Annotated in this window: 26 protein-coding genes and 1 riboswitch; of the genes, 14 read left to right on the forward strand and 12 right to left on the reverse strand. The window is 65.1% G+C overall.

Features of this window, described 5'->3' with window-relative positions; genetic code table 11:
- Positions 1 to 31: 31 nt before the first annotated feature.
- Positions 32 to 418: a hypothetical protein gene (locus I6F37_RS15540; RefSeq protein WP_036009422.1), complete on the reverse strand. Its 387-nt coding sequence runs from the start codon at positions 416 to 418 to the stop codon at positions 32 to 34.
- A 346-nt stretch (positions 419 to 764) separates the two neighbouring features.
- Between I6F37_RS15540 and I6F37_RS15545 the strand changes: the two genes are divergently transcribed.
- The 5 genes from I6F37_RS15545 to I6F37_RS15565 all read left to right on the forward strand — a co-directional run bounded on the left by I6F37_RS15545 (position 765) and on the right by I6F37_RS15565 (position 4,233).
- Positions 765 to 1,205, forward strand: coding sequence for a nuclear transport factor 2 family protein (locus tag I6F37_RS15545; RefSeq protein ID WP_036009420.1), 441 nt, complete (start codon positions 765 to 767; stop codon positions 1,203 to 1,205).
- Between the two features lie 200 nt (positions 1,206 to 1,405).
- Entirely contained in the window at positions 1,406 to 1,846 is a 441-nt protein-coding gene (locus I6F37_RS15550; RefSeq protein ID WP_036009417.1) for a nuclear transport factor 2 family protein, read from the forward strand.
- A 372-nt stretch (positions 1,847 to 2,218) separates the two neighbouring features.
- Positions 2,219 to 3,127 (forward strand): hypothetical protein, encoded by a 909-nt coding sequence (locus I6F37_RS15555; RefSeq protein WP_225115005.1) that lies wholly within the window; start codon positions 2,219 to 2,221, stop codon positions 3,125 to 3,127.
- Positions 3,128 to 3,344: 217 nt separating this feature from the next.
- Positions 3,345 to 3,767, forward strand: a complete 423-nt coding sequence (locus I6F37_RS15560; RefSeq protein WP_036009414.1) for a hypothetical protein — start codon at positions 3,345 to 3,347, stop codon at positions 3,765 to 3,767.
- Between the two features lie 328 nt (positions 3,768 to 4,095).
- A complete protein-coding gene (locus tag I6F37_RS15565) occupies positions 4,096 to 4,233 on the forward strand; it encodes a hypothetical protein (protein ID WP_007614812.1) in 138 nt (45 codons plus the stop codon).
- A gap of 38 nt (positions 4,234 to 4,271) precedes the next feature.
- Here the strand turns inward: I6F37_RS15565 and I6F37_RS15570 are convergent, their stop codons facing one another.
- The 3 genes from I6F37_RS15570 to I6F37_RS15580 form a co-directional block, all read right to left on the reverse strand.
- Entirely contained in the window at positions 4,272 to 4,418 is a 147-nt protein-coding gene (locus I6F37_RS15570) for a hypothetical protein (protein WP_036009412.1), read from the reverse strand.
- 197 nt (positions 4,419 to 4,615) lie between these two features.
- On the reverse strand, positions 4,616 to 5,095 hold the full coding sequence (locus tag I6F37_RS15575) for a MaoC family dehydratase (RefSeq protein WP_036009411.1): 480 nt from the start codon (positions 5,093 to 5,095) through the stop codon (positions 4,616 to 4,618).
- Positions 5,095 to 5,547 carry a MaoC family dehydratase gene (locus I6F37_RS15580; RefSeq protein WP_036009409.1) on the reverse strand — a complete coding sequence of 151 codons (453 nt, stop codon included), beginning with the start codon at positions 5,545 to 5,547 and terminating at the stop codon, positions 5,095 to 5,097. The genes I6F37_RS15575 and I6F37_RS15580 overlap by 1 nt, the downstream gene beginning before the upstream one ends.
- A 179-nt stretch (positions 5,548 to 5,726) precedes the next feature.
- Between I6F37_RS15580 and I6F37_RS15585 the strand changes: the two genes are divergently transcribed.
- On the forward strand, positions 5,727 to 6,023 hold the full coding sequence (locus tag I6F37_RS15585) for a DUF4282 domain-containing protein (RefSeq protein ID WP_028134403.1): 297 nt from the start codon (positions 5,727 to 5,729) through the stop codon (positions 6,021 to 6,023).
- Positions 6,024 to 6,137: 114 nt separating this feature from the next.
- On the opposite strand, the gene ychF is transcribed toward I6F37_RS15585, so the two are convergent.
- The 4 genes from ychF to I6F37_RS15605 form a co-directional block, all read right to left on the reverse strand.
- Positions 6,138 to 7,235, reverse strand: a complete 1,098-nt coding sequence (gene ychF, locus I6F37_RS15590) for a redox-regulated ATPase YchF (protein ID WP_036009406.1) — start codon at positions 7,233 to 7,235, stop codon at positions 6,138 to 6,140.
- 123 nt (positions 7,236 to 7,358) lie between these two features.
- Positions 7,359 to 7,964 (reverse strand): aminoacyl-tRNA hydrolase, encoded by a 606-nt coding sequence (gene pth, locus I6F37_RS15595; protein WP_036009403.1) that lies wholly within the window; start codon positions 7,962 to 7,964, stop codon positions 7,359 to 7,361.
- Between the two features lie 58 nt (positions 7,965 to 8,022).
- Complete coding sequence (locus tag I6F37_RS15600) at positions 8,023 to 8,739, reverse strand: 50S ribosomal protein L25/general stress protein Ctc (RefSeq protein WP_225115004.1); 717 nt, start codon at positions 8,737 to 8,739, stop codon at positions 8,023 to 8,025.
- Between the two features lie 339 nt (positions 8,740 to 9,078).
- Positions 9,079 to 9,342 carry an accessory factor UbiK family protein gene (locus I6F37_RS15605; protein WP_036009386.1) on the reverse strand — a complete coding sequence of 88 codons (264 nt, stop codon included), beginning with the start codon at positions 9,340 to 9,342 and terminating at the stop codon, positions 9,079 to 9,081.
- 198 nt (positions 9,343 to 9,540) lie between these two features.
- Between I6F37_RS15605 and lgt the strand changes: the two genes are divergently transcribed.
- From lgt to I6F37_RS15630, 5 genes are all read left to right on the forward strand, one after another.
- Positions 9,541 to 10,386, forward strand: coding sequence for a prolipoprotein diacylglyceryl transferase (lgt, locus tag I6F37_RS15610; RefSeq protein WP_036009383.1), 846 nt, complete (start codon positions 9,541 to 9,543; stop codon positions 10,384 to 10,386).
- A 20-nt stretch (positions 10,387 to 10,406) separates the two neighbouring features.
- Positions 10,407 to 11,525: a class I SAM-dependent methyltransferase gene (locus tag I6F37_RS15615; protein ID WP_036009380.1), complete on the forward strand. Its 1,119-nt coding sequence runs from the start codon at positions 10,407 to 10,409 to the stop codon at positions 11,523 to 11,525.
- Positions 11,522 to 12,289 (forward strand): peptidoglycan editing factor PgeF, encoded by a 768-nt coding sequence (pgeF, locus tag I6F37_RS15620; RefSeq protein ID WP_036009377.1) that lies wholly within the window; start codon positions 11,522 to 11,524, stop codon positions 12,287 to 12,289. Before I6F37_RS15615 ends, pgeF begins: the two co-directional genes overlap by 4 nt.
- Before the next feature lie 186 nt (positions 12,290 to 12,475).
- Positions 12,476 to 13,093 carry a hypothetical protein gene (locus tag I6F37_RS15625; protein WP_036009374.1) on the forward strand — a complete coding sequence of 206 codons (618 nt, stop codon included), beginning with the start codon at positions 12,476 to 12,478 and terminating at the stop codon, positions 13,091 to 13,093.
- A gap of 194 nt (positions 13,094 to 13,287) precedes the next feature.
- Positions 13,288 to 14,241: a ribose-phosphate pyrophosphokinase gene (locus I6F37_RS15630; protein ID WP_036009398.1), complete on the forward strand. Its 954-nt coding sequence runs from the start codon at positions 13,288 to 13,290 to the stop codon at positions 14,239 to 14,241.
- 124 nt (positions 14,242 to 14,365) lie between these two features.
- On the opposite strand, the gene I6F37_RS15635 is transcribed toward I6F37_RS15630, so the two are convergent.
- Positions 14,366 to 14,923, reverse strand: a complete 558-nt coding sequence (locus tag I6F37_RS15635; protein WP_036009395.1) for a 6,7-dimethyl-8-ribityllumazine synthase — start codon at positions 14,921 to 14,923, stop codon at positions 14,366 to 14,368.
- A 77-nt stretch (positions 14,924 to 15,000) separates the two neighbouring features.
- Positions 15,001 to 15,159, reverse strand: a riboswitch (FMN riboswitch).
- 433 nt (positions 15,160 to 15,592) lie between these two features.
- Between I6F37_RS15635 and I6F37_RS15640 the strand changes: the two genes are divergently transcribed.
- The 3 genes from I6F37_RS15640 (at position 15,593) to I6F37_RS15650 (ending at position 18,550) form a co-directional block, all read left to right on the forward strand.
- Positions 15,593 to 16,093, forward strand: a complete 501-nt coding sequence (locus tag I6F37_RS15640; protein ID WP_036009392.1) for a YbjN domain-containing protein — start codon at positions 15,593 to 15,595, stop codon at positions 16,091 to 16,093.
- Positions 16,094 to 16,296: 203 nt separating this feature from the next.
- Positions 16,297 to 17,121 carry a pyrroline-5-carboxylate reductase gene (gene proC / locus I6F37_RS15645; RefSeq protein ID WP_036009371.1) on the forward strand — a complete coding sequence of 275 codons (825 nt, stop codon included), beginning with the start codon at positions 16,297 to 16,299 and terminating at the stop codon, positions 17,119 to 17,121.
- A 67-nt stretch (positions 17,122 to 17,188) separates the two neighbouring features.
- A complete protein-coding gene (locus I6F37_RS15650; protein ID WP_036009368.1) occupies positions 17,189 to 18,550 on the forward strand; it encodes an NAD(P)H-dependent oxidoreductase in 1,362 nt (453 codons plus the stop codon).
- An 18-nt stretch (positions 18,551 to 18,568) separates the two neighbouring features.
- On the opposite strand, the gene I6F37_RS15655 is transcribed toward I6F37_RS15650, so the two are convergent.
- The 3 genes from I6F37_RS15655 to hisS all read right to left on the reverse strand — a co-directional run bounded on the left by I6F37_RS15655 (position 18,569) and on the right by hisS (position 20,989).
- Positions 18,569 to 18,961 carry a thioesterase family protein gene (locus I6F37_RS15655; RefSeq protein ID WP_225151848.1) on the reverse strand — a complete coding sequence of 131 codons (393 nt, stop codon included), beginning with the start codon at positions 18,959 to 18,961 and terminating at the stop codon, positions 18,569 to 18,571.
- 185 nt (positions 18,962 to 19,146) lie between these two features.
- Positions 19,147 to 19,401 (reverse strand): tautomerase family protein, encoded by a 255-nt coding sequence (locus I6F37_RS15660; RefSeq protein WP_275498569.1) that lies wholly within the window; start codon positions 19,399 to 19,401, stop codon positions 19,147 to 19,149.
- Positions 19,402 to 19,468: 67 nt separating this feature from the next.
- On the reverse strand, positions 19,469 to 20,989 hold the full coding sequence (gene hisS, locus I6F37_RS15665) for a histidine--tRNA ligase (protein WP_036009357.1): 1,521 nt from the start codon (positions 20,987 to 20,989) through the stop codon (positions 19,469 to 19,471).
- Between the last annotated feature and the right edge of the window lie 38 nt (positions 20,990 to 21,027).

Below are 21,027 nucleotides of genomic sequence, written 5' to 3' on the forward strand. Positions count from 1 at the left end.
AGGTTTATCGGCGACGTTCGTGGTTACCCCCTCACCCCACGCTCGCCGCCACCACGGCCATCACCGACAGCAGCAGCACGATCGTCACCAGTTGCAGCGAGGCGACGGGCTGGGTGCGCCATGCCGTGATCTTGTCGGAGAGCGACAGATGGGCCTCGAAGAATTTCGGCTCGTAGACGGTCTTGAACAGGTGCGGGAAGCTCGGGCCGAGGGTCACGGCGATCAGGGCGTGGGTGAACGAGGCGAAGGCGACGAAGATGGCGACGCCGGGATCGCCGACGAGGTCGTGGTTGCCGATGAGCTTGAGCAGGAAGGCCGCAGTGGCGAAGGTCGGGAAGCTCTGCAGGGTCGCGGTCAGCGCGAGGCCTTCGAGCGCGTTATGCAGGCGGGACTTTCTCGTGGCGGCGATGGTGGCCATGGCACGTCTCCCTGATGACTTGGGGATGACGGTAGCGGCGTCTGGACAGGCGCGACGTGAGATGGATCACGCAGGCCGGCGATGCCGGCTGCGTCTCTCCCCTCCACGTTCACCCAAGCTTCGGCGCACGAGAGCGGGCCGCCTATGTTCCCGGCGCGCGGCTTTGCGGGTTCGTCCACGCGGGCTTGCACACCAAGCAGCCGAAGACGCCGCGAACCCCATGAACCGGGCATTGCGCTCGCACGTCAAAACCTCTGCAAACATCCCTGTGATCTTGCGGATTGCGCCGGCGTGAGACCACGCGCTAGGCTTGCAAAAGGCACAAGACCAAGGAGAGCGGGCGGGAATGACGGTGGAGCAGCTGAATCGCCAACGCGTCGTGCACCTGCTCGATGCCTTCGCGCGCGGCGATATCGAGACGGCGCTGGCCTGCTGCACCGACGACGTCTATTTCCTCACCCACGCGCCGATCGACGTGCTGCCGCATTTGGTGCCGCGCCAGGGCAAGCAGGAGCTGCGCGAGTTGTGGCAGACGGTCTGGTCGCGCTATTCGGAGGTTCGTTACAAGACGCCGCATATCGTCGCCGAGGGCGAGGCCGTCGCGACCTACATGAACGCTTTTTTCAAGAAGCGCAGCAACGACCGCATCGTGCAGTTCGACATGGCGGTGTTCTACACGTTTCGCGGCGGACTGGTGGCGGAGATGCGCGAGATCATCGATTCCTACGACCTGGTGCAGCAGGTGCTGGAACGGGAGATCGGGCCGCTGATTGCCGGGGCGGACTGAGCGCCGGGACCCGGACAATTACGGGGTTGTATTGTAAATCTCACAAAACCCGTTCAAGTGTGCATTGCGAAAACGTGAATTGCGTTTTGGCCGAAATCTGCTAATTTGTTCGTATACAAATGAGTTGAGCCCTGGCGCCTTGGTGCGCATGGGGTTGTTTGCCGTTTTTTTCCGTAAAGCCAGCTTCAGGACTGCCCCAAATGACAGAGCACAGCCTCTGGCGTTTCTCGCGTGCGTTGCACCGCGCGATCAACGACCGGGATTTTAGGGATATCGAGGCCCTGATCGACGAGGACGTCGAGTGGGCGCTCTACGGCCCGATCGACATGTTTCCGTTCCTCGGCGCGCGCCAGGGCAAGGATGCCGTGCTCGACGTCATCCGCCAGCTCGCCGACAATTTCCAGGTCCGCCGCTTCGACCGCGAGAGCATCATGCTGGGCGTGGATTCCGCCGCCTCGATGGTGCGCTATTCGCTGACGGCGCTGGATTCCAACAAGCCGATCAGCCTGCGCGTGGCGCAGTTCGCCCAGTTCAGGGCCGGCAAGCTGATCAGCATGCGGGTGCTGATCGACACCTTCGACCTGGTCGAGCAGGCACTCGGCCGCGCCATTCATCTGCCGAAGATGACCAGCGTCGGCTAACGCATGATCCGGCTCTGAGGGGCCGCGTTAGCGCAAAGTACGAAGCGGTTTTCCGAGAAGATCATGCGCAAACAACAACCTGAAGCGCGATGATGATCATCGCGCTTCAGGGGGGACGCCAACGGGCCCCGCTGTTCGGGACCGATGACGAGGCGATCGCGACGTCCTGGCCTCCAGCCCCGCCGGATGCCGTCGCATCACGAACCTGTCATCGGGCGCGCGCCTTTCGCGCGGCCCGTTGGTTCGCCTCCCCTTGCGAACCGCCACAATTCCGCAACGATAAACCGGCACTTTCAGCGCCGGAATGGCGCATGGTCATTGCAACCGCTATAGTGGGGCGGACAGCATGCGCTGGGGTTCGTGGGCAGGACGATGGAATTCTCGACAGGGTTTGGCTGGACCAGGCTGCCGTTGCTGGCGGCCGCATTCATCTTGGGCTCGGTGCTGACGTTACAGGCACAGATCATTCCGCCCTTCTCCGCACCCGCATCCGACGACGAGGCCGAGGCGGCCGAAGCCCCCGACGTCAATGATCCCGACATCATGAAGGGCATCGACGTCGACAAGCTCGACTGGAGCCAGCTCGCGGTCGATGCCGGGACCGGCATCGACCCGATGGCCGCCAAGAAGCGCGCCCAGGCCGCCGCCAGGGAAGGCCTCGACTGGTCGTCGAACCCGAATGCCAACGGCTCGTCGGCAGTGACCGTGAAGCAATCGGTATCCTCGTTCTGGGATACCCGAGTCGGCGCCGACATGACGCTGGCGAGCGAGCCCAGGACGATGTCCGAGCTGCTGGCGCAGAAGGCCACCAACGGCGGCAGCCTGCCGCAATCCTCGGGCAGCGCCTGGGCGACGGCGACCGCGCCGGGTGCGGGCGCGATCTGGGACAAGACCGCGGTGGAAGCCAGGGTCGATCCCGGCGCCGAGCACAGCAAGATCGGGGCGTCGCTGACCAAATCGGTGCCGCTGTCGGGCGACACCTCCCTGACGCTGCAGAACGGCTACAGCGTCAACCAGCAGGGCACCAGCGCGGTCCCCGGCATCGGCGGCCACGTCACGCGCAATTACGAGACCGACCAGAGCGCCAAGGTCACCGCGACCGACACCGGCACCAGCATCATTGCGGGCCAGACGCTGTCGACCACCGACGACAAATGGCTGCGCAAGCTCGGCGCCGAGCAGAAGCTGTTCGACAACGTCACGGTTTCCGGCTCGGTCGGTGAAACCTCGCAAGGCACGCTGAACAAGAGCGTGACGGCGGGCTTCAAGAAGAGCTGGTGAGGCCGGCGCCTCTGCCCGCCTGCGGGGAGAAGGCCATCACCGCGGCAGCATTCACCCTTCCCTAACCATACGCCACGGCAAAACCCCCGAATGGTCCGGCCTTGCCGCATCTTGGCCCATTTGCGGTCAAAATCGGACGCCCTGATGCAGCCTGCCTCACAGACGTCGTCGTGCGGGGGACACTCGCGCTGCGCTCAACGCGAACAGGGGAATAACGATGAACGCCATGCGTCCCGAAAAGATCGAAGCCACCGAGACCGAGACGGTCGACACCAACCTCGCCGCCGTGACCGAGGTCGAAGCCGGCATCCGCGACTTCGTCCGCAACGACATCGCCTATCTGCGTCGTCCGGCAGCGACCACCACCGACGCCCCGCCGCTCGACCCGAGCGCGGAAGCCACCGTCAACAACGTCAACTCGCTGATCCAGCGCGTCGCCGGCACCTCGCTCGCCGAGATCGAGAATTTGATCTCCGAGCTCGAGAGCCTGCGCGACCTGCTCCACGCCGAAGGCCAGCGCGTCCAGCGCGAGATCTCCGGCTACGCCCAGCTCAGCCAGGCCGCGATGAAGTCGACCCGCATGATCGCCGACAACGTCGCGCAGTGGAAGCGCGCCGCCGACGGCCTGCGCAACAGCTGATCGCCGGCACGAACGCATCATTGGCCGCCGCGTTCCGGAAGGGAGCGCGGCGGTTTTGATTTGTTGGTGGGTCACGCAGCCGTTTCTCCAACACAGGTGTCATCACCCGCCTAGTGCGCAATTGCGCACAGGGGCGGGTGATCCAGTATTCCACCAGCGCCGGTGATTGAATCGATGGGCCGCGGCGTACTGGATGCCCCGGACAAGCCGGGGCATGACAGCGGAGAATGTGGCGCGGCCAACGGCCACCATTGAACCCTCCGGCCCACCCCGGCGACCAACGCCAAGCGCCCGTGCAGCTACGGCCGGGCTCAGGGGGACGTTTCAGATGGAAAGCATTCGGCCCGACACCACGGACCCGATCCCGTTGCGGCCCGCGCCGAATCAATTCGGCACGATCATGCTGCGCTTTGTCGGGCTGCTGGCGGTTGCGATCGCCATCCTGGCGTTCGTCTATAGCCGCTGAGCTGCGGCCGGATGCCGGCCGCGATCGTTAACGAATTCTTACCGGGCCGCTTCCGCGGTCGAGGCTTCCAGCGTGTAGGCGCCATCGGCGTAGCCCTTCGCCACCATGCCCGCGACCAGCATCACGGCCAGCGTCGCGGTCGCGAAGATGAATCCAACAAATTTGAGTGCGCCGCGATCAGCCATGGTCCTCGTCCCCTGTCGTCTGCCTATTCGTTTCAAATAGACAGCGACAGGTTCATAATTAGTTAGCAACTGACTGGTTCCGCGAAACTGCTTCGCCGTAACCATGTTGCGCAGGCTTATGGCAGCCACCCGGAATCGCGTCCATAGCGCGCGGGCAACACTCGCGCACTCATTTGCCCGTTCATCTTGGAACAGATCTAACCGACCTTGCGCAGCGGCACGAAGGCGGAGGCGGTGATGGAATAGACCTCCTCGCCGCGCTGGTTGGTGCCGGTGGTGCGGGCCGTCAAAATGCCCCAGCCGGGACGGGAGGCCGAGGTGCGCTTGTCGATGACGACGTTGACGTAAGAGACGGTGTCGCCGGCGAGCACCGGCCTGATCCAGCGCAGGTCGCGAAAACCCGGCGACGGGCCCCACACGGCGACCTCCTCGCCGCGCGAGGCGGCCTCGCGCGCCAGACGCTGGCCGTCGGCGACAAGCAGGCTCATGCAGGCCGAGCCGACATGCCAGCCCGAGGCCGCGAGCCCGCCGAACAGCGAGTTCTTGCCCTCCTCCTCGTCGAGGTGAAAGCGTTGCGGATCGAACTTGGCGGCGAAGGTCTTGATCTTTTCCGCGGTGAACGTATAGGCGCCGATCTCGCGGCGCTGACCGATCGCGATGTCTTCGAAGAACCGCATCAGGCCGCTCCCTCGCGCCGCTTGATCAGGATCGGCGAGGTCATCTCGGCGAGCGCCTGCCCCGTCGCATTGCGCGCGGTGCATTTGAACTTGACAATGCCGAGCTCAGGTCGGCTCTTCGAGGCCCGCGCCTCCAGGACATCGACGTCGAGCGTGAGATCGTCGCCGGGCCGCAGTGGCGACAGCCAGCGCACCTCGTCGACGCCGGGAGATCCCAGTGACGCGGCGCGCGTGATGAAGCCGTCGGCCATCATCCGCATCATCAGCGAGCACAGGTGCCAGCCCGAACCGGACAGGCCGCGCAGCATGCTCTCAGCTGCTGCCGCCTCGTCGAGGTGCATCGGCTGCGGATCGAACTCGGCGGCAAAGGCCAATATCTCGTCGCGGGTGACGTGGCGCGGGCCGAACGTTCCGAACCGGCCGGGCGGGAAATCTTCGAAGGTCAGGGTCATCTCGGGAAAGCTTTGCGGGAATGACAGATTGTGGCCGCACTTTGCGGCAATCTCAACCCGCCGGCCCGCATGGCTCGTGCTACATACTTGAGATCGGCGTTGATTTGAGTCGGATCGATCGACGGCCGAAGCCCGATTTGAAGTCCCGATTTGCCTTGCGATTTGCCTTGGGGAGAGCAATGTTCTCATTCAGCGACCTGTTCCAGTGGGACCGCTTCATCACGCCGACGATCATCAAGACCTTCTACTGGCTGGTGATCGCGCTGATCTGCCTGTTCGGGCTCTCCGGCATCTTCTCAGGGCTCGCTGCGATGGCGATCAGCCCGTTCGGCGGCTTCCTGGTGCTGCTGTCGTCGATCGCCAGCGTCGTGGTCGGCATCGTGTTCTCGCGCATCGTCGCGGAGCTGATCCTGATCGTCTTCCGCATCAACGAGCATCTCGGCGCGATCCGGGACCAGGGATCAGGGATGCGGTGATTCCCGTCATTCCGGGGCGCCTCGAAGAGGCGAGCCCGGAATCCATTGAGCCACAGAACAAGCGTATAGATGGATTCCGGGCTCGCGCTTCGCGCGCCCCGGAATGACCAGCTCCTACGTATTAAACCTGAAATGCATCACGTCGCCGTCGGCGACGACGTAATCCTTGCCTTCGAGGCGGAGCTTGCCGGCATCGCGGGCACCGGCTTCGCCGCCGAGCGCGACGTAATCGTCATACGCGATGGTCTCGGCGCGGATAAAACCCTTCTCGAAATCGGTGTGGATCACGCCGGCCGCCGCCGGCGCCTTGGTGCCGCGATAGATGGTCCAGGCGCGCGCTTCCTTCGGGCCCACGGTGAAGTAGGTGATGAGGTCGAGCAGGGTGTAGCCGGCGCGGATCAGGCGATCGAGGCCGGCTTCTTCGAGGCCCAAGGTCTCCAGGAAGTCCGCGCGCTCGTCACGCGAGATGGTCGCGATCTCGGATTCGATCTTGGCGGAGATGACGACGGCAACCGCGCCCTCCTTCGCCGCCTGCTCCTCGACCGCCTTGGAGAAGGCGTTGCCTGTCGCGGCCGAGCCTTCCTCGACGTTGCAGACATAGAGCACGGGCTTGGACGACAGCAGGCCGAGCATCGAGAAGGCCCGCTCCTCCTCCGCCTTGCGCTCGACGAGGCGCGCGGGCTTGCCTTCGCGCAAGAGCACCAGGGTGCGGTTGACGAGATCGAGCTGCTCCTTGGCGTCCTTGTCGTTGCCCTTGGCCTTCTTGGTGAGATTGTCGACGCGCTTCTCGAGGCTGTCGAGATCGGCGAGCATCAGCTCGGTCTCGATGGTCTCGATGTCCGCGAGCGGGGCGATCTTGCCTTCGACATGGGTGATGTCGGAATCTTCAAAGCAGCGAACCACATGCGCGATGGCGTCGACCTCGCGGATATTGGCGAGGAACTGGTTGCCGAGGCCTTCGCCCTTGGAGGCGCCGCGCACGAGGCCGGCGATGTCGACGAAGGTCAGCCGGGTCGGGATGATCTGGCCCGACTTGGCGATGGCCGCGAGCTTGTCGAGCCTGGGATCGGGCACGGCGACCTCGCCGACATTCGGCTCGATGGTGCAGAAAGGATAGTTCGCGGCCTGCGCCGCGGCCGTCTCGGTCAGCGCATTGAACAAGGTCGACTTACCGACATTGGGCAATCCGACGATCCCGCATTTGAATCCCATGGTGGTCCTGGCCTCCGCGCTTCGCGCGCAAATGTCTTTCGAACTCGTCATGCGCGGGCTTGATCCGCGCATCCATCGTCTTCGAAGGATGGGTCGCCGGATCAAGTCCGGCGATGACAGGTGCTATTCCTTGCCGTTCTCGTCCTTGGTCAAAAACCCCTTCGCCTGCATGGCCAGATGCACCCTGTTGGCGAAGGTCGCGTCCGTGCCCTTGGCAAGCAGCGCGGCATGCTCGGCCACCGCATCGCAGAGCGTCGCCACCCATTCGTTGTCGGCCTTGGCGAAGTCCGACAGCACATGGCCGTGCACCAGCTCCTTGACGCCGGGATGACCGATGCCGAGCCGCACCCGGCGATAATCGTTGCCGATATGCGCCGAGATCGAACGCAGGCCGTTATGGCCGGCAATGCCGCCGCCGATCTTCACCCGCACCTTGCCTGGCGGCAGCTCGAGCTCGTCGTGGAACACGGTGGTGTCGCCCGCGGCGATCTTGAAGAAGCTCGCCGCTTCCTGAACGCTGCGTCCGGACTCGTTCATGTAGGTCGTGGGCTTGAGCAGGATCACGCGCTCGGGTCCGAGCGCACCTTCCGAGGTCTCGCCCTGAAAGCGGCGGCGCCACGGCGCAAAACCATGACGCCGCGCGATCTCGTCGACGGCCATGAAGCCGATATTGTGCCGGTTACGTGCGTATTTCGCGCCGGGATTGCCGAGCCCAACAAAGAGTCGCATGACGCGGCGCGCCCCCCGCTCGGCGCGCGGTCAAGGACCGCGCGCCAGCTTCGAGAGATTACTTCTTCTTGTCGCCGCCGGCGGGAGCCTTGGCAGCAGCGGCAGGAGCAGCAGCCGGAGCCGCAGCACCAGCGGCCGGAGCAGCCGCAGCGCCCGGGGCCGCACCAGCAGCGGCAGCCGCAGCAGCGGCCTTCTGCTCTTCGGCGTAACCGGACGGCGGCACGATGGTGACGAGGGTCGCGTCCTCGCGGGTCAGCGCCTTGACGCCGGCCGGCAGCTTGACGTCGGCCAGATGCAGGGAGTGACCGATCTCGAGCGCGCCGACATCGGCCTCGATGTATTGCGGGATGCTCTCGACGCCGCATTCGAGCTCGATCGCATGCGCGACGATGTTGACGGTGCCGCCGCGCTTCACGCCCGGGGAGGTTTCGGCCTTCACCACGTGCAGGGGAACGCTGATGCGGATGGTGGCGCCTTCGCCCAGCCGCATGAAGTCGACATGGATCGGGAAGTCCTTGACCGGATCGAGGTGATAGTCGCGCGGAATGACGCGGTGCTTCTTGCCCTCGAGGTCGATGTCGACCAGCGTGGTCAGGAACCGGCCGGCAAGGATGCGCTGGCGCAGTTCACGATCCTCGATCGAGATCGTCAGCGGGGGCTGGTTGTTGCCGTAGATCACTCCGGGCACTCGCCCGGCGCGACGCTCAGCCCGGGCGGCCCCCTTGCCGCTCTTCGGACGCGCGGTCGCCTTCAATTCCTTGACGGTCGTCGCCATGTCGTTAAGTCCTTGTTTTTGCAAAAGTTAATGGGCCGCAAGGCGGCCCATGGCATGGTCCACAGCAAGCCTCCAGGGGTGCGGGGGCCGCGGACGTGGCGGGCTTTTACCCGGAAGCTGCGGAAATGACAAGGAGAATGGGCTGGTACCCTCCCCTGGGAGGCCCGGGTCCTTACCCTCCCTTGGAGGGGGAGGATCGGCTCATATGGAGCGTAGCAAAACGTGAGCCGGGGTGGGGTGACAGTCTCTCGATCGAGGCGGTGCCCGAGTGGAGAGATCACCCCACCCCGGCGCTACGCGCCGACCCTCCCCCTCCAGGGGAGGGTAAGAGACTGCGCTTTACGACGTCGGGGTCCCCCCGAGCCTCGCCTCCAGGGCTGCGAGCCGCGCCTTCAGGGCTTCGTTCTCCTCACGCGCAAGGCGCGCCATGTCCTTGACCGCCTCGAACTCCTCGCGCTTGACGAGGTCCATGTCGCGCAGGAATTTTTCGGCCTGGCTGCGCATCACGGAATCGAACTCGCGCTTGACGCCCTGGGCAGCACCGGCGGCGTCGTTCATCAGGCGGCCGATCTCGTCGAAAAACCGGTTGTTGGTCTGGGTCATTGTGGGCCTCCGATAAACTTTGCGCGAACACGCAGAATGACAATGGCAATCCGACGGGGCCGGTTCAAGGGCGAAGCGGCGGTATCCTTGTCATGCGCCGGTTTCCTTGCAATCGTATTCAACGTCCCTGCATAAGAGGAATCACGGGGCGTCTGCCGGCGCCGACCGCAGCGATCCCGCTTGGACACAGAAGGCGCGATGCCGTTTCTGCTCATCGACTTCCCCGCCTTCAACCCGATCGCGCTCGAGATCGGTCCGTTCGCGATCAAATGGTATGCCTTGGCCTATATCTGCGGCATCGTGTTCGGCTGGCTTTATGCCCGCGCGCTGCTGAAGAGCGAACGCCTGTGGGGCGGACCCGCGCCGATCTCGCTGCTTCAGATCGACGACTTCATCCTGTGGGTCACGCTCGGCATCATCGTGGGGGGCCGCGCCGGCTACGTGCTGTTCTACAACCTGCCCTTCTTCATCGATCATCCCGCCGCGATCTTTAAGTTGTGGGAGGGCGGGATGTCGTTCCACGGCGGCTTCCTCGGCTGTGTCGTCGCGGTGATGTGGTTCGCCTCGCGCAATGGCATCTCGATCCTGTCGCTCGGCGACATCACCACCGCGGTCGCCCCGGTCGGGCTGTTGCTCGGACGCATCGCCAATTTCATCAACGGCGAATTGTGGGGCCGCGCCACCGACCCGAACCTGCCCTGGGCGATCATCTTCCCCAACGATCCGACGCAGTTGCCGCGGCATCCGAGCCAGCTCTACCAAGCCGGCATGGAGGGCATCCTGCTGTTCACCGTGCTCGCGATCATGATCCGGTTCGGTGCCTTGAAGCGCCCCGGCATGATCCTCGGCGCCTTCATCCTGGTCTATGGCCTGGCCCGCATCGCCGGCGAGCATTTCCGCGAGCCGGACGCGCAGCTCGGTTTTCTCTGGGGCGGATTAACCATGGGCATGCTGCTGTCGATCCCGATGCTTATCGTCGGCCTCATTCTTATTGTATTGGCAGTGAGGCGCGGTGCGCCGACGCCCGTCCAGGCCATTCGTTAATTCATTTCGAGAAGATCGCCGTGACCGACCAGCCGCTGCTCAACGAGATCAAGGCGCTGATCAAATCTTCCGGGCCCATGCCGGTCTGGCGGTACATGGAACTGTGCCTGATGCATCCGCGCTACGGCTATTACGTCTCGCGCGATCCGCTCGGGCGCGAGGGCGACTTCACCACGGCGCCCGAAGTCAGCCAGATGTTCGGCGAGCTGTTGGGGTTGTGGACCGCCTCGGTCTGGAAGCAGATGGGCTCGCCGCAGTTCCTGCGGCTGATCGAGCTCGGCCCCGGCCGCGGCACCATGATGGCGGATGCGCTGCGCGCGCTCCGCGTGCTGCCCCCGCTCTACCAGGCGCTCCACATCCACATGGTCGAGGTCAATCCCGTGTTGCGGGACCGGCAGAGCGCGACGCTCGCCAACGTGCGCAACATCGCCTGGCACGACAGCATCGACGAGGTGCCGGAGGGCCCCAGCATCATCCTCGCCAACGAATATTTCGACGTGCTGCCGATTCACCAGATGGTCCGACTTGAGAACGGCTGGCACGAGCGCGTGATCGAGATCGATCCCAACGGCAAGCTTCAGTTCGGCGCGGCGCCGGAGCCGACGCCCCGCTTCGACGTGCTGCTGCCGCCCCTGGTGCGCGCCGCCCCCATCGGCGCCGTGTTCGAGTGGCGCCCCGACGGCGAGATCATGAAACTTGCCACGCGCGTGCGCGACCAGGACGGCGCGGCGCTGATCATCGATTACGGCCACCTCCGCAGCGACGCCGGCGACACGTTCCAGGCGATTGCGCGCCACAGCTTCGCCGATCCCTTGAAGGCGCCGGGCCAGGCCGACGTCACCGCCCATGTCGATTTCCAGGCGCTGGCGCGCGCGGCCGAGGATGTCGGCGCGCGCGTGCATGGGCCGGTGACGCAAGGCGACTTCCTCAAGCGGATCGGCATCGACACCCGCGCCGCCGCCCTGATGCAGAAAGCTGCGCCCGACGTTGCCACCGACATTTCGGTGGCACTCAGGCGCCTGACCGATACGGGGCGTGGCGGCATGGGCTCGATGTTCAAGGTGCTCGGCATCTCCGAGCCGCGGCTGGCAAGCCTTGCCGGCCTCAGCGATCTCGAACAGGCAGGAGAGGCCTCATGACGATAGCTTCGTCGCTGCTGTCGGCCGTGCCCGGCCTGCGCCATGCTTTCTTCACCCGCGAGGGCGGCGTCTCCGGCGGCATCTATTCCGCGCTGAACGGCGGGCTCGGCTCCCACGACGATCAGGCCCTGGTCGCGGAGAACCGCCGCCGCATGGCCGAACATGTCGGCGTCGCGCCCGAGCGCTTCCTCAGCCTGCACCAGATCCATTCGCCCGACGTGCTCGTTGCCGAGGCACCGTGGCCGAACGGACCGCGGCCCAAAGGCGATGCGCTAGTGACGAAGACGCCGGGCATCGCGCTCGGCGTCTCCACCGCCGATTGCGGGCCGGTGCTATTCGTCGATCCCCAAGCGCGCGTGATCGGCGGCGCGCATGCGGGGTGGAAGGGCGCATTGACGGGCGTGCTGGAAGCCACCATCGCGGCGATGGAGCAGCTCGGCGCCACGCGCGGCGGCATCATCGCCGCGATCGGCCCCTTAATCCGCCAGGACAGCTACGAGGTCGGCAACGAGTTCGTGGCGCGCTTCATCGAACAGGATGCCGAGAACGCTGTGTTCTTCATCCCCTCGGTGCGCGAGGGCCACGCGATGTTCGATCTCGCCGGCTTCATCCGCAAGCGGCTGGAGGCCGCCGGCATCCTGATGATCGACGATCTCGGTCTCGATACTTACGCCGACGAGCGCTTCTTCAGCTATCGCCGTTCGGTGCATCGCAAGGAGCCGGATTACGGCCGCCACGTTCACGCGATCGCGCTGGAAGGGTGAACACAGGGGCAACCCCGTGTCATTCCGGGGCTCGCGAAGCGAGAACCCGGAATCCATCGTGCGGCAATTCACGCGGCGAAATGGATTCCGGGTTCGATGCTTGCGCATCGCCCCGGAATGACAGTGCGGATGTGTCGCGCCTGCCCTAGACCTTAATCGATTTTAACGATATCGCTGCCCTCCATAATGAGGGACGCGTCATTCATCTTCCGCCGCGCGGGTTCGCGCGTGCTGGCGGTCATGCTGCTGGTGGCGGCGGCCGCGCTGGGCGGCTGCGCCGGCGGCGGCGGCAGTGCCGCCAATTCCTATGCGATGGCGCCGAGCGCCGGCAGCGGGGCCACCATCGCCTTCGAATCGATCGACGGGCCACCTCCGCAAGTGTTCGACCGCATGGTCGGCGTGCTCGACAGCGAATCCAAGCTGCGCAGCCTGTCCGTGGTCTCCCGCGAAGGTACGGCTGCCTATCGCGTGCGCAGCTACCTCTCCGCCCAGGTGGTGCGCGGCAAGACCGTGATCGCCTGGGTCTGGGACGTCTACGACGCCAATCAGCAGCGCGCGCTGCGTCTCTCCGGCGAGGAACCGACCTCGGCCAAGGGCGGGCGCGACGCGTGGTCGGCTGCCGACGACCTCGTGCTGCGGAAGATCGCCCAGGCCGGATTCAGCGGACTTTCCAACATGATCAACGGAACGCCGGATGCACCCGGCGCGGCTCCGGCATTGCGGGGACCGGCGGTGGCCAGCGTCGTCAAGGACGCTCCCGCGCCGGACATGCCGGCATCAGCGCTCGGCTATGCCGAGCAATAACCCCCGCTAAACCACGGCCTCAACTTGCGGCCAAGCCGTTGGCCCGACTCAGGATTTTCGAAGGGAAAACGTAGCATCCCGGGTTGCCATCGCGGCCTTCCGCCTGATATTTCCTCGCCCGTCGTAACCGTGCTGCCAGCGGGTATTTTCTGATGTTGAAGGTCGTATCCAGCAAAGCGCGGGAGGAAGCGTCCATGTCGGCCAAAAACGGCTCCATCAAGCTCGTCGCCGGCAACTCCAATCCGGCCCTCGCCCAGGCGATCGCGCAAGGGCTCGACCTGCCGCTGACCAAGGCGGTGGTGCGGCGCTTCGCCGACATGGAGATCTTCGTCGAGATCCAGGAGAACGTCCGCGGCTCGGATGCCTTCGTCATCCAGTCGACCTCGTTCCCCGCCAACGACCATCTGATGGAATTGCTCATCATCACCGACGCGCTGCGCCGCTCCTCGGCGCGCCGCATCACCGCAGTGCTGCCCTATTTCGGCTACGCAAGGCAGGACCGTAAATCAGGCTCGCGCACGCCGATCTCGGCCAAGCTCGTCGCCAACATGATCACGCAGGCCGGCGTCGACCGCGTCATGACGCTCGACCTGCATGCCGGCCAGATCCAGGGCTTCTTCGACATCCCGACCGACAACCTGTTCGCCGCGCCGCTGATGGTGCGCGACATCAAGGACAAGTTCGACCTGACCAAGACGATGGTGGTCTCGCCCGACGTCGGCGGCGTCGCCCGCGCGCGCGGCCTCGCCAAGCGCATCAACACCCCGCTCGCGATCGTCGACAAGCGCCGCGAGCGCCCGGGTGAATCCGAGGTCATGAACGTGATCGGCGACGTCTCCGGCCACACCTGCATCCTCGTCGACGACATCGTCGATTCCGGCGGCACGCTGGTGAACGCGGCCGATGCGCTGCTCGCCAAGGGCGCCAAGGACGTCTACGCCTACATCACCCACGGCGTGCTCTCCGGCGGCGCGGCGGCGCGCATCGCCGGCTCCAGGCTGAAGGAGCTGGTGATCACCGATTCGATCTTGCCGACCGACGCGGTGACCAAGGCGCCGAACATCCGCACCCTGCCGATCGCCAGCCTGATCTCGGATGCGATCGCGCGCACGGCGGCGGAAGAATCGGTGTCGAGCCTGTTCGACTGATTTGATCTAGCACCGTCATTCCGGGGCGGCGCGTCAGCGCCGAACCCGGAATCCATCTTGCAGCAATCCGTGTCGATCAATGGACTCCGGGCTCGCGCTGCGCGCGCCCCGGAATGACCATTGCCTACCCCACGATCCCCGCTGCGACCTGGCCGCGCAGGCGCTCCAGGCCGTGCAACGTCTCCGCGCAGGCGGTCGCGACCTCGACGCCCTTGATCGCAAAGTGCTTGCGGAAGAAATCGTAGTGCACCTCGGTCTCGTGGAATTGCTGCGGCGTCAGCACGGCCGAGAACACCGGCACCTCCGTGCGCAGCTGCACGTCCATCAGCGCCTTGATCACGGTGTCGGCGACGAATTCGTGGCGGTAGATGCCGCCGTCGACGACGAGACCGGCCGCGACGATCGCGGTGTAGCGCCGCGTCTTGGCGAGGACCTGCGCGTGCAGCGGGATCTCGAACGAGCCCGGCACCTCGAACACGTCGACATGGGTGAGGTGGCGGGCTTCCGCCTCCTTCATGAAGGCGATGCGGGCTTCCGCGACCACGTCGCGGTGCCAGCAGGCCTGCACGAAGGCCACCCGCTGCGGCTTGGCGAAACGCGGATGCGCAGGGGCCGGATCCACGGGAACCGGCGGCGGCGTTTGGGACGTTTCGTTTTGGGGGTCTTGCAGCATCTGATTCATGGCTTTCCTCGGTTTAAGGACCAGAATCAGGGCACACGGAACGACAAACAGCCGCACCTTGCGATGCGTCTGCCAGCGACCGTTCTCTTTCATCCGGACTTTAACCGTCGGCTTCGGAGTTGCACCGAATCTGCTGACCCTTCCGTTCGGGATAGCCCTCGCGGAAGGCGCTCGCGGGCTTGGGCCGTTCGGCCCTTACCGCCGGTGGGGACTTTCACCCCGCCCTGAGAACATCGGCCGTCCGGGATGAACGGCCTATCACGAAATATGCCGCCGCCGGGCAGTCGCGGCAAGCATGTTCCGCATGGGCCAAGCGCATGGTCCCATGCCCGCACGGCGGTCCGGCCCTCGCCTCACGGAATTTGCGGCGAGCTTTTTTGCCGAATCCGATTCCGGTTTGTTCTCGTCCGTTAAGAATTGTGGCGGAGATGAGCTGTGGACGAACGAGTCCTGGCTTGTGGACGGACTCGCGACCCCGTTGCGCAGATTCCGCAAATCACATCACTTGATCCGCGACAGGCCTGCGCTGATCCGAGGGATCGCAACAGCGACTCCGAGGGGATTGCAAAGGCTGATCCGAGGGACGCCGCAGCGACGTTTTAGGGAGTGCGCGCCGGGCCCAACCGCGTGCGTATCAAAGACAACAAGAAGGCAAGAGGTCGAGACGGCATGTCCCTGCTCGAAGGCACTATCGATTCCAGAAACCATCCGCTCGCGGTGGTCGAGGACATCGCCGCCAGCAACAACTGGCCGTTCGAACGCTCCGGCGAGGACGAGCTCACGATTGTCTCCAAGGGACAATGGACCGACTACCAGCTCTCCTTTACCTGGATGGGCGAGATCGAGGCGCTGCATCTGGCCTGCGCCTTCGACATGAAGATTCCGCCCGCGCGCCGCGGCGAGGTGCAGCGGCTCGTCGCCGCTGTCAACGAGCAGCTGTGGGTCGGCCATTTCGACCTGTGGACCACCACCGGCATGGTGATGCACCGCCAGGCCTTGGTGCTGCCGGGCGGCCTCACCGCCTCGCCGGCGCAATGCGAGGTCATGCTCGCCGGCGCCATTCATGCCTGCGAGCGCTACTTCCCCGCGTTCCAGTTCGTGGTGTGGGCCGGCAAGAGCACGGCGGAGGCGATGGACGCGGCAATGTTCGATACGGTCGGAGAAGCGTAGGGCCTCCCAAGGCGCGAGGGCGGCAGCTCCCTCCCCACGTCATCCCGGACAAGCGCGCCCAAAGCGCGCGCAGATCCGGGATCCAGACCGCGTGATTTCGCTTGTGGCACAACGCTTGTTGCTCTGCCCTCCGTCCATTAGAACGGCCTGTGGTTATGGGTCCCCGCCTTCGCGGGGACGACACCGAGTATTTGGCGACACCGATGGCGAACAGCACCCTCCAAAACGTCACCGGCACAATCCTGCTTGCCGGCGCCGGCAAGATGGGAGGCGCGATGCTGACCGGATGGCTTTCGGGCGGACTCGATCCGCGCCGCGTCGCGGTGATCGAGCCGCACATTGCGCCCGAGATCTCCGCGCTGGCCGCCAAGGGCGTCGTGCTCAATCCTGATGTGAGCGCCGCCGGCGCCGTCGAGACGCTGGTCGTGGCGGTGAAGCCGCAGATGTTCCGCGAGGCCGGCGCCAAGCTGAAGCCGTTCGTCTCGGAGAAGACGTCGGTGGTCTCGATCATGGCAGGCACCACGATCGCCTCGCTCCAGGAGGTCTGTGGCGGCGCCGTGGTGCGCGCGATGCCGAACACGCCGGCAGCGATCGGCCGCGGCATCACCGTCGCTGTTGCCGCGAACAACGTCAGCGCCGCGCAGCGCGCGGTGGCGGATGCGCTGCTGCGCGCCACCGGCTCGGTCGAATGGGTCGAGGATGAAGGATTGATGGACGCGGTCACCGCCGTGTCCGGCTCGGGCCCGGCCTATGTGTTCCTGCTCGCTGAGGAGCTCGCCCGCGCCGGCGTCGAAGCGGGATTGCCGGAGGCGCTGGCGACCAAGCTCGCCCGCGAGACCGTCGCCGGCTCCGGCGAGCTGCTGCACCAGTCGGAGCTGCCGTCCAGCGCCCTGCGCCAGAACGTCACCTCGCCCGGCGGCACCACGGCCGCCGCGCTCAGTGTGCTGATGGGCGAGCCGGGCCTGCGCGAACTCATGATCCGCGCCATCGCCGCGGCCACGCAGCGGTCGAAGGAATTGGCGAAGTAGACGGATCAGAGCGCTTCGGCGGCCGAATGCGCGGCGATCCCGGTCGTTGCCGATAGGGAGAGCAATCGTGAACCTCTACGCGAAACTTCTCGAACGACAGGCCGAGCGGCGCCCCATCAAAATCGGACTGATCGGGGCGGGCAAGTTCGGCGCAATGTATCTCCATCAAGTCCTGCGTACGCCGGGCGTCCATCTCGTTGGAATTGCTGACCTGTCCCCATCGCGTGCCCGCGAAAACCTGTACCGGGTGGGGTGGCGCCCGGAGCAGTTCGCCGCGACCTCACTCGGGGATGCTCTCAAGTACGGCACGACCTTCCTGACCGACGACTGGGAAGCGCTTGTGAAGTGCGAAGGCATCGAGGTGATCGCAGAGTGCACCGGCAATCCTGTCGCGGCGGTCGAGCACTGCCTCGGCGCCTTTTCTGCAGGCAAGGCCGTCATCAACGTGACCGTCGAAGCCGACGCCTTCTGCGGACCGATCCTCGCGCAGAGAGCCAGGCAGGCCGGCGTGATCTACAGCCTGGCCTATGGCGATCAGCCGGCTCTCGCTTGCGACCTCGTAGATTGGGCGAGGGCCTGCGGTTTTCCCGTCGTGGCAGCGGGCCGTGGCCACAAATGGCTGCCGCATTACCGGGAATCGACGCCCGAAACGGTCTGGGATCACTGGGGATTGTCTGCAGAGCAAGCTGCGCGCGGGGGCATGAATCCAAAAATGTTCAACGCGTTCCTCGACGGCTCCAAGCCTGCGATTGAATCTGCCGCGATCGCGAACGCAACCGGCCTGGAGGCGCCCTCGCATGGCCTTGCATTCCCACCGGGATCGGTCGACGACATCCCCACGCTGATGCGCCCCCGTTCGGAGGGCGGCATCCTGGAATCCAAGGGCCAGGTCGAGGTCGTATCCTGCCTGACGGCCGAAGGCAGGCCCATCCCCAACGACATCCGCAAGGGCGTGTGGGTCTGTTTCGAAGGCGACAGCGATTACATCCGCAACTGTTTCCAGGAATACAGCGTCGTCACCGATCCGAGCGGTCGTTACATGAGCTCCTACAAGAAGTGGCATCTCATAGGGCTGGAGCTTGGAATTTCAGTTGCCTCGATCGCTCTGCGCAATGAGGCGACAGGCGTCGCCACGACGTTCAACGCCGATGTTGCTGCCACAGCCAAGAAGGACTTGCGCGAGGGAGACATGCTCGACGGAGAAGGTGGCTACACCGTCTTCGGCAAACTGACGCCCGCCAGCACCTCCCTTGAAAAGCGCTATCTGCCACTCGGGCTTGCGCACAATGTGCGATTGACCAAGGCGGTAGCCAAAGACACCTGCATCACCTGGGCGGATGTGGCGATTGACGAGAGGCTGTCTGCCGTGCGTCTCCGCAGGGAGCAGGAAACGTCGTATTCGTCTCCAAAAGCGCGGAAGCTGGATTAGGCGAAATCCACAGCCGCGTTAAGCCCCGAGCCGCTTGTTGAACATCTCGACATTGACGAGCCCGCGGGCGTGGCGGCCTTCGCCGAGCTTGCGCGGGCCCTCGAATGCCTCAACCTCGAAGCGAATGACGCGGCGCTCGACCGCGACCACCTTTGCAGTGGTCCGCACGGTCGCACCGACGAGCGCGGCGGCAAGATGGCGGATGTCGACCTCGGTACCGACAGTGACCCAGCCCGGCTGAAGCGCTGAGCGGATCGCATCACGCGATGCCATCTCCATCTCCAGGATCATCATCGGCGTCGCGTAGACAAAAGGCATGCCTGACACGAAATGCCCGACGGTGCGCTCCACCGGGACCACCAGCGTGCGCTCGGCGCTCATGCCTGTTGTGATGAAGTCGCGTGCGTCCATGGACCCCTTACACTCAGTGTCGTCCCGGACAAGCGCGCCTTAAGCGCGCGCAGATCCGGGACCCATAACCACAGGATCAAGTTTGGCGAAGGCTCGGAGTTACCAGCTGGCCCAATACCACTCCCTGTGGTTATGGGTCCCCGCCTTCGCGGGGACGACAGCGGTGAATGCAGAACCGTCGACCGCTACTTCTTCGCCGCCGCCGCACGCTCCACGAAGGTCTTGCCGCCCTTCATCTTGTGACGGAGCGGGGCTTCGTTGATCTGGATGACGACGGCATCGGCATCGACGCCGAGATTCTTCACCAGCGCCTGGGTGATGTCGCGCATCATGCCGGCCTTCTGCTCGTCGGTACGGCCTTCGGCCATGCTGATGGTGATCTCAGGCATTGTTCTCTCCCTGCTGCTGTCGTCATGGCCGGGCTTGTCCCGGCCATCCACGTTCTCTTCTATCAAACAAGACGTGGATGCCCGGGACAAGCCCGGGCATGACGCGGCCTGCGAATAGCTAGCCCCACTTCACGTCATGGCGGCCCAGGACCTCGCGCACTTTTGCGACGAGATCGGCTTCGCTGCACGAGAACTGCGCCGGCCGGGTCTCGCGCCATTCCTGGTTGGAGGCGATCGCAGCGGCCGCCTTGGCGCCCTCGATCAGGTCCTTGACCTGCACTTCGCCGCGCGCCTTTTCATCCGAGCCCTGGATGATGACGCAAGGTGAGTTGCGGCGATCGGCATATTTGAGCTGGTTGCCCATGTTCTTCGGGTTGCCCAGATAGAGCTCGGCGCGGATGCCCGCGGTACGCAAGCTCGCGACCATCTTCTGGTAGTCGGCCACGCGGTCGCGGTCGAACACGGTGACGACGACCGGGCCGAACTCGGGCCGCGTGTCGAGCTTGCCGAGCAGCGTCAGCGCGGCCTGCAGCCGCGATACGCCAATCGAGAAGCCGGTTGCCGGCACCGGCTCGCCGCGGAAGCGCGAGACGAGGCCGTCATAACGCCCGCCGCCACCGACCGAGCCGAAGCGCACCGGGCGGCCCTTCTCGTCCTTGGTATCGAGCAGGAGTTCGACCTCGTAGACGGGACCGGTGTAATATTCGAGGCCGCGCACGACCGAGGGATCGATCTTGATACGATCCGCACCATAGCCCGAGGCCGTGACCAGTTTTGCAATCTCTTCCAGCTCGCTGACGCCGGCCTGACCGACTTCGCTCTTGGCGAGATAGGTTTCTGCCGCGGCAATTGCTTCTCTCCAATCCTCGCGCGGCTTGGTGATGGCGAGAACAACATCGGCTTCCGCCGCACTCAAATTGGCGCCTTTGGTGAAGTCGCCCTTGCCTTCCTCCCCGCCATCCCAGCGTCCGGGACCGAGCAGCTTGCGCACTTCATCGGCGGAAAACTTGTCGAGCTTGTCGATCGCGCGCAGCACGGTCAGTCGGCGCGCCGCATTGTCCTCACCAGCGAGGCCAATGGCTTCCAGAACGCCGTCGAGCACCTTGCGGTTGTTCACCTTCACCACGTACTGGCCGCGCGCGATGCCGAGCGCCTCCATCGTGTCCGCCGCCATCATGCAGATCTCGGCGTCCGCCGCCGGCGTCGCCGAGCCGACGGTGTCGGCATCGAACTGCATGAACTGGCGGAAGCGGCCCGGGCCGGGCTTCTCGTTGCGGAAGACGTAGCCGACGCGGTAGCTGCGATAGGGCAGCACCAGACCGTCGGTGCCGTAGCGCTCACCGACATAGCGCGCGAGCGGCGCGGTGAGGTCGTAGCGCAGGCTGATCCATTGCTCGTCGTCGTCCTGGAACGAGAACACGCCCTCGTTGGGGCGATCCTGGTCCGGCAGGAATTTGCCGAGCGCGTCGGTGTATTCCATCGCCGGCGTTTCCACCGGCTCGAAACCGTAGAGTTCGTAGACGGCGCGGATCTTTTCGACCATCTCGCGCGTCGCCCGGATCGCGGCAGGGTCGCGATCCTCGAGCCCGCGCGGCAGGCGCGCCTTCAGTTTCTGGGGTTTTTTGGGTTTCTCGGCCATGCGGGCGTTTACCAGCCGCGGCGCGGGGCGGCAACTGC

The sequence above is a fragment of the Bradyrhizobium sp. NBAIM08 genome (assembly GCF_020193935.1).
Classification (GTDB): domain Bacteria; phylum Pseudomonadota; class Alphaproteobacteria; order Rhizobiales; family Xanthobacteraceae; genus Bradyrhizobium; species Bradyrhizobium yuanmingense.